Genomic DNA, 13,002 nt, shown 5'->3' on the forward strand with positions numbered 1-13,002 from the left:
AATGATTCGCTTTGAACACGTCAGCAAGGCCTATCTCGGTGGGAGACAAGCGCTGCAGGGGGTGACATTCCACCTGCAGCCGGGCGAGATGGCATTCCTGACCGGCCATTCCGGCGCGGGGAAAAGTACCCTGCTCAAGCTTATCTGTGGGATCGAGCGCCCAAGCGCCGGGAAAATCTTTTTTGGCGGCCATGAGATCAGCCGCCTGAAAAACCGCGAAGTGCCGTTCCTGCGTCGTCAGATCGGCATGATTTTCCAGGATCACCACCTGCTGATGGATCGCACCGTTTTCGATAACGTGGCCATTCCGCTGATTATTGCCGGCGCCAGCTATGACGATATCCGCCGTCGCGTTTCTGCGGCGCTGGATAAGGTCGGGCTGCTGGACAAAGCGAAGAACTTCCCGATCCAGCTCTCCGGCGGTGAGCAGCAGCGCGTGGGCATCGCCCGCGCGGTGGTGAACAAGCCTGCCGTACTGCTGGCGGATGAACCGACCGGTAACCTGGACGATGCTCTGTCAGAAGGGATTTTGCGTCTGTTTGAGGAATTTAACCGCGTAGGAGTCACCGTATTGATGGCGACGCACGACATCGGGCTCATTTCCCGTCGTTCGTACCGCATGCTGACCCTGAGCGACGGGCATTTGCACGGAGGCCACGGTGAACAAGCGTGATGCAATAAACCAGATTCGGCAGTTCGGGAACCGGTTTGACCGTTTCCGTAAGCCGCAGGGCGGTGGTGACGGCAATCGTAATGCGTCGAAGCGCCAGAAGGCCGCGCCAAAACCGGCCTCCCGTAAAACCAACGTGTTCAACGAGCAGGTGCGCTACGCTTTCCACGGCGCGCTGCAGGATCTGAAAAGCAAACCGCTGGCGACGTTCCTGACGGTGATGGTGATCGCCATCTCCCTGACGCTGCCAAGCGTCTGCTATATGGTCTATAAAAACGTCAACCAGGCGGCCTCACAGTATTATCCGTCTCCGCAGATCACGGTCTATATGGATAAAGCGCTCGACGATAACGCCGCGGCGCAGGTGGTTGGGCAAATCCAGGCCGAGCAGGGCGTGGAGAAGGTCAACTATCTCTCACGTGAAGACGCGCTGGGCGAGTTCCGTAACTGGTCTGGCTTTGGCGGCGCGCTGGATATGCTCGAAGAGAACCCGCTGCCCGCCGTTGCGGTGGTGATCCCGAAGCTGGATTTCCAGGGGACCGATTCGCTTAACACCCTGCGCGATCGCATCACGCGCATTAAGGGCATTGATGAAGTGCGCATGGACGACAGCTGGTTTGCGCGTCTCTCTGCCCTGACCGGGCTGGTAGGACGCGTCGCGGCGATGATTGGCGTGCTGATGGTGGCGGCGGTCTTCCTCGTCATCGGTAACAGCGTGCGCCTGAGCATTTTCGCCCGTCGCGATACCATCAACGTGCAGAAACTGATTGGTGCAACGGATGGTTTCATCCTCCGACCGTTCCTTTACGGCGGTGCACTGCTCGGTTTTTCCGGTGCATTTCTTTCACTGATATTGTCAGAAATTTTGGTGATGCGGCTTTCGTCTGCCGTCACTGAAGTGGCGCAGGTTTTCGGAACAAAGTTTGATATCAGTGGCTTAGGCTTCGATGAGTGCCTGTTGCTGCTGCTGGTTTGTTCGATGATTGGGTGGGTGGCAGCCTGGCTGGCAACCGTTCAACATTTACGTCACTTTACTCCCGACTAATAAAAGCGTGATATAATCTTTCCCTGCACCGAGATGCTCGCTCTGCAGGGAAAGCGTCCCTGTTATCGCTTCCCCTGTTATTATCTCCATGTCACAATTTGTGCGTAATTTATTCACCGTTGCACCTGGAACTTGTGGATAAAATCACTGTCTGATAAAAGAGTGAATGCTAATCTCGTTGCTCAAACGCTTTGGCATGGTTGTTGCCTGACGGGGACGACCAGGACCAGAAGAAACATTGAGAGGAATGAATGACCAAAGAAATGCAAACTTTAGCTTTAGCCCCTGTTGGTAACCTGGAATCTTATATCCGGGCTGCGAACACCTGGCCGATGTTAACGGCCGAGGAAGAAAAGGAGCTTGCTGAAAAGCTGCATTACCAGGGCGATCTGGAAGCAGCGAAAAAGCTGATCCTGTCTCACCTGCGCTTTGTTGTTCACATTGCTCGTAACTATGCGGGCTATGGCCTGCCGCAGGCGGACTTGATTCAGGAAGGTAATATCGGCCTGATGAAGGCTGTGCGTCGCTTTAACCCGGAAGTGGGTGTGCGACTCGTCTCCTTCGCTGTGCACTGGATCAAAGCAGAAATTCATGAATACGTGCTGCGCAACTGGCGTATCGTGAAAGTCGCCACGACAAAAGCGCAACGCAAACTGTTCTTCAACCTGCGTAAAGCCAAGCAGCGTCTGGGCTGGTTCAACCAGGATGAAGTGGAAATGGTGGCGCGCGAGCTGGGCGTAACCAGCAAAGACGTGCGTGAGATGGAATCCCGTATGGCCGCGCAGGACATGACCTTTGATATGTCCTCCGACGACGACGCATCTGACAGCCAGCCGATGGCACCGGTTCTGTATCTGCAGGATAAAACCTCGAACTTTGCTGACGGCATCGAAGAGGATAACTGGGAAGATCAGGCCGCGAACAAGCTGACCCATGCGATGGAAGGCCTCGACGAGCGTAGCCAGGATATTATCCGCGCCCGCTGGCTGGACGAAGACAACAAGTCCACGCTGCAGGAGCTGGCCGACCGCTACGGCGTTTCTGCGGAACGTGTCCGTCAGCTTGAAAAGAACGCCATGAAAAAACTTCGCGCCGCTATCGAAGCGTAATTTCCGCGAAGTACACCGAGAACCCCTGGATGAAAGTCTGGGGGTTTTGTTTTTTTAGCGCCCGCTCTGGCGAATTTCCTCCCCCTGGCAAACACTTACTGATGCGCTAAGCAGGCGACTTTCTCAGGGGGACAGGGTGAAAAATAACGAACTGAACGACCGGCGTTTACAGGCGACGCCGCGCGGCATCGGCGTAATGTGTAGCTTCTATGCTGATAAAGCTGAAAACGCCACGGTGTGGGACGTGGAAGGCAACGAGTACATCGACTTCGCCGCCGGGATCGCGGTGCTGAATACCGGCCATCGCCATCCAAAAGTCATTTCCGCTATTGAAAAACAGCTCCACGCGTTTACCCATACGGCGTACCAGATTGTGCCGTACGAAGGCTATGTGGCGCTGGCCGAGCGCATCAACCAGCGCGTGCCCGTTGACGGTCCGGCCAAAACCGCGTTCTTCTCCACGGGGGCGGAGGCGGTCGAAAACGCGGTCAAAATTGCCCGGGCTTACACTAGGCGTCCTGGCCTTATCACCTTTGGCGGCGCGTTCCACGGCCGCACCTTTATGACCATGGCGCTGACCGGCAAAGTTGCGCCGTATAAGATCGGCTTTGGCCCGTTCCCCGGTTCGGTGTATCACGCGCAGTATCCGAATGAACTGCACGGCGTCAGCACGGCGGAAGCGTTGAAAAGCCTGGAACGCATCTTTAAAGCGGATATCGCACCCGACCAGGTCGCGGCCATTATTCTCGAACCGGTTCAGGGAGAGGGCGGTTTCAACATTGCGCCAGCTGATTTTATGCAGGCGCTGCGCGCCCTGTGCGACACCCACGGTATTTTGCTGATTGCCGACGAGGTGCAAAGCGGCTTCGCCCGTACCGGCAAGCTGTTCTCGATGGAACACCACTGCGTGAAGCCCGATCTAATCACCATGGCGAAAAGCCTGGCGGGCGGGATGCCGCTTTCGGCGGTTTCTGGCCGTGCGGAAGTGATGGACGCACCCGCGCCTGGCGGGCTGGGCGGTACCTACGCCGGAAACCCGCTGGCGATTGCGGCGGCACATGCCGTGCTCGACGTGATTGATGAAGAGGATCTCTGCACGCGCTCGGCGCATCTTGGCCACCACCTGGTGGAAGTGCTGAATAAGGCGAAGGAACGCTGCCCGTATATCGCTGACATTCGCGCGCAGGGCTCGATGGTAGCGGTGGAGTTTAACGACCCGCAAACGGGGCAGCCTTCGCCGGAATTTACCCGCCAGGTGCAGGATCGCGCGTTGCAGGAAGGGCTGCTGCTGCTGAGCTGCGGCGTCTACGGCAACGTCATTCGTTTCCTGTATCCGCTGACTATTCCTGAAGCGCAATTCCGTAAAGCGCTGGACATTATCTCCGCGTCGCTGACACGTTAAAGCCATATGCCCGGCGAAAATCCCTGCCGGGCTTATCATATATTCATTTCAAATTAGCTATTCCAAAATCATAAAAATCGGGTATGTTTTAGCAGAGTATGCTGAAAAAGCGCGGACAGCACACCTATAACTGACATAAAGCGCTGCACAACAACATCACAACAATCGTAATAACCATAATAATGGGGAATCTCAGGATGAACATGAAGGGTAAAGCGTTACTGGCAGGATGTATCGCGTTGGCATTCAGCACCATGGCACAGGCAGACATCAAGGTGGCTGTGGTTGGCGCAATGTCCGGTCCGGTAGCACAGTACGGCGACCAGGAATTTACCGGCGCTGAACAGGCGGTTGCAGACATTAATGCTAAGGGCGGTATCAAAGGCGAAAAACTGCAGATCGTAAAATATGATGATGCCTGTGACCCGAAACAAGCGGTCGCGGTCGCGAACAAAGTGGTGAACGACGGGATCAAATACGTTATCGGTCACCTGTGCTCTTCCTCTACTCAGCCAGCGTCTGACATCTACGAAGACGAAGGTATTCTGATGATCACCCCGGCGGCGACCGCACCAGAGCTTACCGCGCGCGGCTACAAGCTGACCCTGCGCACCACCGGTCTGGACTCTGACCAGGGTCCAACCGCGGCGAAATACATCGTTGAAAAAGTGAAGCCGAAGCGCATTGCTATCGTTCATGACAAGCAGCAGTACGGTGAAGGTCTGGCGCGTTCAGTGCAGGATAACCTCAAGAAAGCGAATGCCGACGTGGTGTTCTTCGACGGGATCACTGCCGGTGAGAAAGACTTCTCCACCCTGGTGGCGCGTCTGAAGAAAGAGAATATCGACTTCGTTTACTACGGTGGCTACCACCCGGAAATGGGTCAGATCCTGCGCCAGGCGCGCGCCGCGGGCCTGAAAACCCAGTTTATGGGCCCGGAAGGCGTGGCGAACGTTTCCCTGTCTAACATTGCGGGTGAATCAGCCGAAGGCCTGCTGGTGACCAAACCTAAGAACTACGATCAGGTCCCTGCGAACAAACCTATCGTAGATGCCATCAAGGCGAAGAAACAGGATCCAAGCGGCGCGTTCGTCTGGACCACCTACGCGGCGCTGCAGTCGCTGCAGGCGGGCCTGAACCAGTCGGCCGATCCGGCTGAGATTGCCACCTGGCTGAAAGCGAATACCGTCGAGACCGTCATGGGACCACTCTCCTGGGACACGAAGGGCGACCTGAAGGGCTTTGAGTTCGGCGTGTTTGACTGGCATGCTAACGGCACGGCGACAGACGCAAAATAAAAGCAAAAAGGCAACGTAAGTTGCCTTTTTTAATGTTTTCTCCCTCTCCCCGTGGAAGAGGGCCGGGGTGAGGGCATCAGGCAGCACAAATCAGCCCTGGCGCTTCTCCCAACCGCTCTCCTGCGCCGTAAACCCTAACGCCTGCATAAACGCCGCCATCACGCCGCGGTCTTCCACGCCCACGTCAGCCATCCACCATGAGGTCACGCTCGGGTTTTCGCGGATCACTTCTTCAATTAAATACTGTCCCACACCGCGACGACGGGTGACGTCACGCACGCGCAGCGAGTCCAGCGCCCCTTCTGTACCGCTCAGGGTTACGCGAACCGCAGCCAGCAGGCGTTCGTTAAAACGCGCGGCATAAATGCGGTGGGTCTCATCAACGCGCAGCGACGAAGGGGAATATTCCGGCCAGATCTTGCCCAGGTCGATATGATCCTGGTCGCTAAAGGTCACCAGACGCACGATAGTCAGTTTCATTAGCCACTTGTCCAAATCAGATTGAGTAGGGGCAGTGTACTCAATTTATTCACTCAGCGGCTTCCTCTTTTTATTCTCATTAACCAGGTGATTAGTTTTTTGGCAACGCGATGGGCAGTTTGAAAACACATGGATCGAAAAATAAGCAGAATTTTAACCTGAACGGTAGTGATTTATTCGGCGCTTTGTACCGTTATTTTATGCTGCAAACTGCACTTTTATTTGTTTATCTCTGCCTGATTTCAGAATATTATCTTTGCTTAATCGCCTGAAAAATAGAGATTTTAGTCTGGTTTTTGACAAAAACCTGCGCTAAACCATTAAAGGCACTGGTAAAAATAGCGTTGTTCATTAAAAGTACAGAATGCTTTTTAACCATAATAAAACAAAATATAAACACGACATCACGAATGGGGATTCAGAAATGAAAAGGAACGCGAAGACGTTTATCGCGGGGATGGTCGCACTGTCGATCTCGCATGCCGCTATGGCAGACGACATTAAGGTTGCGGTAGTGGGGGCGATGTCCGGCCCTGTTGCCCAGTGGGGTGACATGGAGTTCAACGGCGCGCGCCAGGCCATCAAAGACATCAACGCTAAGGGCGGCATCAAAGGCGACAAGCTGGTGGGCGTGGAATATGACGACGCCTGCGATCCTAAACAGGCCGTCGCGGTCGCCAACAAAATCGTCAACGACGGTATCCAGTATGTGATCGGCCACCTGTGCTCATCCTCCACGCAGCCTGCGTCTGATATCTACGAAGACGAAGGCATACTGATGATCACCCCAGGCGCAACGAACCCGGAGCTGACCCAGCGCGGCTATCAGCACATCATGCGTACCGCCGGTCTGGACTCCTCTCAGGGTCCCACCGCTGCCAAATACATCCTCGAGACCGTTAAGCCACAGCGCATTGCCATTATTCATGACAAACAGCAGTACGGCGAAGGCCTGGCGCGCTCCGTGCAGGACGGCCTGAAAAAAGGCGGCGCGAACATCGTCTTCTTCGACGGCATTACCGCCGGTGAGAAAGACTTCTCCGCGCTGATTGCCCGTCTGCAAAAAGAGAATATCGACTTCGTTTACTACGGCGGCTATTACCCGGAGATGGGACAGATGCTGCGTCAGGCGCGCGCCACCGGTCTGAAAACCCAGTTTATGGGGCCAGAGGGCGTGGGCAATGCCTCCCTGTCAAATATCGCGGGGGATTCTGCCGAAGGCATGCTGGTGACGATGCCAAAACGCTATGACCAGGATCCGGCCAACAAGGCTATCGTGGATGCGCTCAAGGCGCAGAAGAAAGATCCGAGTGGTCCATACGTCTGGATCACCTACGCGGCCGTACAGTCTCTGGCCACCGCGCTGGATCGCTCCGGCAGCAAAGAACCGCTGGATCTGGTGAAAGATTTAAAAGCACACGGGGCGAACACCGTGATTGGGCCGCTGAACTGGGATGAGAAAGGCGATCTGAAGGGATTTGAGTTTGGTGTCTTTAAGTGGCACGCCGACGGTTCATCCTCGGCCGCCAAATAATCATCCCACCGCCCGGCATGACGGGCGGGTATAAAAAGGTTTGCATATGTCCGAGCAGTTTCTCTATTTCCTGCAGCAGATGTTTAACGGCGTTACGCTGGGAAGCACCTACGCGCTGATCGCCATCGGCTATACGATGGTTTACGGCATTATCGGCATGATCAACTTCGCCCACGGCGAGGTGTACATGATCGGTAGCTACGTCTCTTTCATGATTATCGCCGCCCTGATGATGATGGGCATCGACAGCAGCTGGCTGCTGGTCGCCGCCGGGTTTGTCGGCGCGATTGTGATTGCCAGCGCCTACGGCTGGAGCATTGAGCGCGTGGCCTACCGGCCGGTGCGCAGCTCCAAGCGCCTGATTGCGCTGATTTCCGCGATCGGGATGTCGATCTTCCTGCAAAACTACGTCAGCCTGACCGAAGGTTCGCGCGACGTGGCGCTGCCAAGCCTGTTTAACGGCCAGTGGATTGTGGGGGCCAGCGAAAACTTCGCGGCCTCTATCACCACCATGCAGCTGGTTATCTGGGTCGTGACCTTTATTGCGATGCTCGCCCTGACGCTGTTCATCCGCTACTCGCGTATGGGACGCGCCTGCCGCGCCTGCGCGGAAGACCTGAAGATGGCGAGTCTCCTCGGCATCAACACCGACCGCGTGATTGCCCTGACCTTCGTGATTGGCGCCGCGATGGCGGCGGTGGCGGGTGTCCTGCTCGGCCAGTTCTACGGCGTGATCAACCCGTACATCGGCTTTATGGCCGGGATGAAAGCCTTCACCGCGGCGGTTCTGGGCGGTATCGGCAGTATTCCGGGCGCGATGATCGGCGGCCTGATCCTGGGCGTGGCGGAAGCGCTCTCCTCGGCGTACCTGAGCACGGAATATAAAGACGTGGTGTCGTTTGCCCTGCTGATTCTGGTTCTGCTGGTGATGCCTACCGGTATTCTGGGCCGTCCGGAGGTAGAGAAAGTATGAAACCGATGCATTTTGCAATGGCGCTGCTCTCTGCCGCCATGTTCTTCGTGCTGGCCAGCGTCTTTATGGGCGTCCAGCTTGAGCTGAATGGCACCAAACTGGTTGTCGATACCGCAGCTGACATTCGCTGGCAGTGGGTATTTATCGGTACGGCCGTGGTGTTCCTGTTCCAGCTGCTGCGTCCGTTGTTCCAGAAGACGCTGAAAAACGTCTCCGGTCCGAAATTCGTGCTGCCGGCAATCGACGGTTCTACGGTTAAGCAGAAGCTGTTCCTCGTGGCGCTGCTGGTAGCCGCCGTGGCGTGGCCGTTTGTGGTGTCTCGCGGCACCGTGGATATCGCCACTTTGACCATGATCTACGTGATTCTCGGCCTCGGTCTGAACGTGGTCGTGGGGCTCTCGGGCCTGCTGGTGCTGGGCTACGGCGGCTTCTACGCCATCGGCGCCTATACCTTCGCGCTGCTGAACCACTATTACGGTCTCGGCTTCTGGACCTGCCTGCCGCTGGCGGGGCTGGTCTCTGCCGCTGCTGGCTTCCTGCTTGGCTTCCCGGTGCTGCGCCTGCGCGGTGACTACCTGGCGATTGTGACCTTAGGCTTCGGCGAAATCGTCCGTATCCTGCTGCTGAACAACACCGAAGTGACCGGCGGCCCGAACGGCATCAGCCAGATCCCGAAACCGACCTTCTTCGGCCTGGAATTCAGCCGTACCGCCCGCGAAGGCGGCTGGGATACCTTCAGCAACTTCTTCGGCGTGAAGTATGACCCGTCCGACCGCGTGATCTGGCTCTACATGGTGGCGCTGCTGCTGGTGGTGATTACACTGTTCGTGATCAACCGTCTGCTGCGCATGCCGCTGGGCCGCGCGTGGGAAGCGCTGCGTGAAGATGAGATCGCCTGCCGCTCCCTGGGCCTGAACCCGACCCGCATCAAGCTGACCGCGTTCACCATCAGCGCCGCGTTTGCCGGTTTCGCCGGAACGCTGTTTGCCGCGCGTCAGGGCTTCGTCAGCCCGGAATCGTTCACCTTTGCCGAATCCGCCTTTGTGCTGGCAATTGTGGTGCTCGGCGGGATGGGCTCGCAGTTTGCCGTTATCCTCGCGGCCATCCTGCTGGTGGTCTCACGCGAGCTGATGCGCGACTTTAACGAATACAGCATGCTGATGCTGGGTGGTTTGATGGTGCTGATGATGATCTGGCGTCCGCAGGGTCTGCTGCCGATGACCCGTCCACAGCTGAAGCTGAAGAACGGGCAAGCGAAAGGAGAGCAGGCATGAGTCAGCCATTATTATCCGTTAACGGCCTGATGATGCGTTTTGGCGGCCTGCTGGCGGTCAACAACGTGAATCTGGATCTGCACAAGAAAGAGATTGTCTCCCTGATTGGTCCGAACGGCGCGGGGAAAACCACGGTCTTTAACTGCCTGACCGGCTTCTACAAGCCAACGGGCGGCACCATCATGCTGCGCGACCAGCACCTTGAAGGGCTGCCTGGCCAGCAGATCGCCCGCATGGGCGTAGTGCGAACCTTCCAGCACGTGCGTCTGTTCCGCGAGATGACGGTGATTGAGAACCTGCTGGTGGCACAGCATCAGCAGCTGAAAACCGGGCTGTTCTCCGGCCTGCTGAAAACCCCGGCCTTCCGCCGCGCGCAGGATGAAGCGCTTGATCGCGCCGCCACCTGGCTCGACCGAATTGGCCTGCTGCAGCACGCCAACCGTCAGGCGAGCAACCTGGCCTACGGTGACCAGCGTCGCCTGGAAATCGTGCGCTGCATGGTGACGCAGCCGGAAATCCTGATGCTCGACGAACCGGCGGCAGGGCTCAACCCGAAAGAGACCAAAGAGCTGGACGAGCTGATTGCCGAGCTGCGCGACAGTCACGACACCACCATCCTGCTGATTGAGCACGACATGAAGCTGGTGATGGGCATTTCGGACCGTATCTACGTGGTAAACCAGGGCACGCCGCTGGCTAACGGCACGCCGGAAGAGATCCGCAACAACCCGGACGTGATCCGCGCATACCTTGGTGAGGCATAAGATGGAAAAAGCGATGTTAACGTTCGACAAGGTCAACGCGCACTACGGCAAGATCCAGGCGCTGCACGACGTCAGCCTGCATATCAATCAGGGTGAAATCGTGACCCTGATTGGCGCCAACGGCGCGGGCAAAACCACGCTGCTCGGCACCCTGTGCGGCGACCCGCGCGCCACCAGCGGGCGGATTGTGTTCGATGGTAAAGACATTACCGACTGGCAGACTGCCAGAATCATGCGCGAGGCGGTGGCGATTGTTCCGGAAGGGCGCCGCGTCTTCTCCCGCATGACGGTGGAAGAGAACCTGGCGATGGGCGGTTTCTTCGCTCACCGCGATGAATACCAGACCCGCATCAAGTGGGTATACGAACTCTTCCCGCGCCTGTGGGAGCGGCGCATTCAGCGTGCGGGCACCATGTCCGGCGGTGAGCAGCAGATGCTGGCGATTGGCCGCGCGCTGATGAGCCAACCGCGCCTGCTGCTGCTGGACGAACCGTCGCTCGGTCTGGCGCCGATCATCATTCAGCAGATTTTCGACACCATTGAGCAGCTGCGCAAAGAGGGGATGACTATCTTCCTCGTCGAGCAGAACGCCAACCAGGCGCTGAAGCTCGCCGACCGTGGCTACGTGCTGGAGAACGGCCGCGTGGTGCTGGAGGATACCGGCGACGCGCTGCTGGCGAACGAGGCGGTGCGGAGCGCGTATCTGGGCGGATAGGTAAAAGCAAAAAGGCAACGCAAGTTGCCTTTTTTAATGTTTTCTCCCTCTCCCGTGGGAGAGGGTCGGGGTGAGGGCACCAGACCGCACGAGGTAAAAGCAAAAAGGCAACGCAAGTTGCCTTTTTTAGTGTTTGCTCCCTCTCCCCGAGGGAGAGGGCTGGGGTGAGGGCACCAGACCGCACCTAACCCCCCCATCCCCCTTCACACAACCATCATCCCCCTGAAGCCTGGCTGTCACTTATCTGTAAACAAACAGTTATTTTTCTGTAATTCGAGCATGTCATGTTACCTCGCGAGCATAAAACGCGTGATATCGCGCATCCGGCACAATAAGAGAGATGACAATGACATCGTTACGACACACAGCTTTGGGTCTGGCACTGGGTCTGGCTTTTGCGACGAACGCAATGGCTGTGACCACCATTCCGTTCTGGCATTCCATGGAAGGGGAGTTGGGTAAAGAAGTTGACTCCCTGGCGCAGCGTTTCAACGACGCCCATCCGGATTACAAAATTGTGCCGGTGTACAAAGGCAACTACGAGCAGAGCCTGAGCGCGGGCATCGCCGCCTTCCGTACCGGCAACGCTCCTGCGCTGTTACAGGTTTATGAAGTGGGCACCGCCACCATGATGGCCTCCAAAGCCATCAAGCCGGTCTATGAAGTGTTCAAAGAAGCGGGCATCAACTTCGATGAGTCGCAGTTCGTGCCGACCGTAGCGGGTTACTACACCGATTCCAAAACCGGCCATCTGCTGTCTCAGCCGTTTAACAGCTCCACGCCGGTGCTGTACTACAACAAAGACGCCTTCAAAAAAGCCGGTTTAGACCCGGAGCAGCCGCCAAAAACCTGGCAGGACCTGGCGGAGTACACCGCGAAGCTGAAAGCGGCGGGGATGAAGTGCGGCTACGCCAGCGGCTGGCAGGGCTGGATCCAGATTGAAAACTTCAGCGCCTGGCACGGCCTGCCGGTGGCGACCAAAAACAACGGCTTCGACGGCACCGATGCGGTACTGGAGTTCAACAAGCCGGAGCAGGTGAAGCACATCGCGCTGCTTGCCGATCTGAACAAGAAGGGCGACTTCAGCTACTTCGGGCGTAAAGACGAATCCACCGAGAAGTTCTACAACGGCGACTGCGCCATTACCACCGCCTCTTCCGGCTCGCTGGCGGATATCCGCCACTACGCCAAATTCAACTACGGCGTGGGCATGATGCCGTACGACGCTGACGTGAAGGGCGCGCCGCAGAACGCCATCATCGGCGGAGCGAGCCTGTGGGTGATGCAGGGTAAAGACAAGGGCACCTACAAAGGGGTGGCCGAGTTCCTCGACTTCCTGGCCAAGCCTGAAAACGCCGCCGAATGGCATCAGAAGACCGGCTACCTGCCGATCACCAAAGCCGCGTACGACCTGACCCGCGAGCAGGGCTTCTACAGCAAGAACCCAGGGGCGGACATCGCGACGCGTCAGATGCTGAACAAGCCGCCGTTGCCGTTCACCAAAGGCCTGCGTCTGGGCAACATGCCGCAGATCCGCACCATCGTGGATGAAGAGCTGGAAAGCGTGTGGACCGGGAAGAAAACGCCACAGCAGGCGCTGGATTCTGCGGTAGAGCGCGGGAATCAGCTGCTGCGCCGCTTTGAGCAGTCGACGAAATCGTAAAAAAATGCCCGGTGACGCGCAGCGTTCCGGGCCTACGGATTAATGCGGCCTGATGCCTCACCCCAACCCTCTCCC

12 protein-coding genes are annotated in these 13,002 nt (G+C 57.2%); 11 read left to right on the top strand and 1 reads right to left on the bottom strand.

Going from position 1 to position 13,002, the window contains the following annotated elements; translation table 11 throughout:
- The first annotated feature begins 1 nt into the window (after position 1).
- From ftsE to livJ, 5 genes are all read left to right on the top strand, one after another.
- Positions 2–673, top strand: coding sequence for a cell division ATP-binding protein FtsE (gene ftsE, locus WM95_RS01510; RefSeq protein WP_023310016.1), 672 nt, complete (start codon positions 2–4; stop codon positions 671–673).
- A complete protein-coding gene (ftsX, locus tag WM95_RS01515) occupies positions 660–1,715 on the top strand; it encodes a permease-like cell division protein FtsX (RefSeq protein WP_063408491.1) in 1,056 nt (351 codons plus the stop codon). Before ftsE ends, ftsX begins: the two co-directional genes overlap by 14 nt.
- 251 nt (positions 1,716–1,966) lie before the next feature.
- Positions 1,967–2,824 (top strand): RNA polymerase sigma factor RpoH, encoded by an 858-nt coding sequence (gene rpoH / locus WM95_RS01520; protein ID WP_023310018.1) that lies wholly within the window; start codon positions 1,967–1,969, stop codon positions 2,822–2,824.
- Positions 2,825–2,960: 136 nt separating this feature from the next.
- A complete protein-coding gene (locus tag WM95_RS01525) occupies positions 2,961–4,226 on the top strand; it encodes a 4-aminobutyrate--2-oxoglutarate transaminase (RefSeq protein WP_063408490.1) in 1,266 nt (421 codons plus the stop codon).
- A 197-nt stretch (positions 4,227–4,423) separates the two neighbouring features.
- Positions 4,424–5,524 (top strand): branched chain amino acid ABC transporter substrate-binding protein LivJ, encoded by a 1,101-nt coding sequence (gene livJ / locus WM95_RS01530; RefSeq protein WP_021242735.1) that lies wholly within the window; start codon positions 4,424–4,426, stop codon positions 5,522–5,524.
- A gap of 90 nt (positions 5,525–5,614) precedes the next feature.
- Here livJ and panM read toward each other — a convergent pair whose 3' ends face one another.
- A complete protein-coding gene (panM, locus tag WM95_RS01535) occupies positions 5,615–6,004 on the bottom strand; it encodes an aspartate 1-decarboxylase autocleavage activator PanM (RefSeq protein WP_023310021.1) in 390 nt (129 codons plus the stop codon).
- 424 nt (positions 6,005–6,428) lie between these two features.
- Here panM and livK point away from each other — a divergent pair, with 424 nt between their 5' ends.
- The 6 genes from livK to ugpB all read left to right on the top strand — a co-directional run bounded on the left by livK (position 6,429) and on the right by ugpB (position 12,927).
- Positions 6,429–7,538 (top strand): high-affinity branched-chain amino acid ABC transporter substrate-binding protein LivK, encoded by a 1,110-nt coding sequence (gene livK / locus WM95_RS01545; protein WP_063408489.1) that lies wholly within the window; start codon positions 6,429–6,431, stop codon positions 7,536–7,538.
- Between the two features lie 46 nt (positions 7,539–7,584).
- The gene (livH, locus tag WM95_RS01550) at positions 7,585–8,511 is read left to right on the top strand and encodes a high-affinity branched-chain amino acid ABC transporter permease LivH (protein WP_008500099.1); all 927 of its coding nucleotides are present in this window, start codon (positions 7,585–7,587) and stop codon (positions 8,509–8,511) included.
- Positions 8,508–9,785, top strand: coding sequence for a high-affinity branched-chain amino acid ABC transporter permease LivM (locus WM95_RS01555; RefSeq protein WP_047743095.1), 1,278 nt, complete (start codon positions 8,508–8,510; stop codon positions 9,783–9,785). The genes livH and WM95_RS01555 overlap by 4 nt, the downstream gene beginning before the upstream one ends.
- Positions 9,782–10,549, top strand: coding sequence for a high-affinity branched-chain amino acid ABC transporter ATP-binding protein LivG (gene livG, locus WM95_RS01560; protein ID WP_023310024.1), 768 nt, complete (start codon positions 9,782–9,784; stop codon positions 10,547–10,549). Before WM95_RS01555 ends, livG begins: the two co-directional genes overlap by 4 nt.
- Position 10,550: 1 nt before the next feature.
- Positions 10,551–11,264 carry a high-affinity branched-chain amino acid ABC transporter ATP-binding protein LivF gene (gene livF, locus WM95_RS01565; protein ID WP_008500102.1) on the top strand — a complete coding sequence of 238 codons (714 nt, stop codon included), beginning with the start codon at positions 10,551–10,553 and terminating at the stop codon, positions 11,262–11,264.
- Between the two features lie 346 nt (positions 11,265–11,610).
- Positions 11,611–12,927: a sn-glycerol-3-phosphate ABC transporter substrate-binding protein UgpB gene (gene ugpB, locus WM95_RS01570; RefSeq protein ID WP_059445326.1), complete on the top strand. Its 1,317-nt coding sequence runs from the start codon at positions 11,611–11,613 to the stop codon at positions 12,925–12,927.
- Positions 12,928–13,002 lie beyond the last annotated feature (75 nt).

It is taken from the genome of Enterobacter cloacae complex sp. ECNIH7, from assembly GCF_002208095.1.
GTDB classification, from domain to species: Bacteria; Pseudomonadota; Gammaproteobacteria; order Enterobacterales; family Enterobacteriaceae; genus Enterobacter; species Enterobacter cloacae_M.

Bases quoted from the DNA above. Each gene is read 5' to 3' on its own strand.
- panM (WP_023310021.1), bottom strand. From the start codon at position 6,004: ATGAAACTGACTATCGTGCGTCTGGTGACCTTTAGCGACCAGGATCAT.
- livG (WP_023310024.1), top strand. From the start codon at position 9,782: ATGAGTCAGCCATTATTATCCGTTAACGGCCTGATGATGCGTTTTGGC.
- ugpB (WP_059445326.1), top strand. From the start codon at position 11,611: ATGACATCGTTACGACACACAGCTTTGGGTCTGGCACTGGGTCTGGCT.
- ftsE (WP_023310016.1), top strand. From the start codon at position 2: ATGATTCGCTTTGAACACGTCAGCAAGGCCTATCTCGGTGGGAGACAA.
- livK (WP_063408489.1), top strand. From the start codon at position 6,429: ATGAAAAGGAACGCGAAGACGTTTATCGCGGGGATGGTCGCACTGTCG.
- livH (WP_008500099.1), top strand. From the start codon at position 7,585: ATGTCCGAGCAGTTTCTCTATTTCCTGCAGCAGATGTTTAACGGCGTT.
- livF (WP_008500102.1), top strand. From the start codon at position 10,551: ATGGAAAAAGCGATGTTAACGTTCGACAAGGTCAACGCGCACTACGGC.
- rpoH (WP_023310018.1), top strand. From the start codon at position 1,967: ATGACCAAAGAAATGCAAACTTTAGCTTTAGCCCCTGTTGGTAACCTG.
- WM95_RS01555 (WP_047743095.1), top strand. From the start codon at position 8,508: ATGAAACCGATGCATTTTGCAATGGCGCTGCTCTCTGCCGCCATGTTC.
- livJ (WP_021242735.1), top strand. From the start codon at position 4,424: ATGAACATGAAGGGTAAAGCGTTACTGGCAGGATGTATCGCGTTGGCA.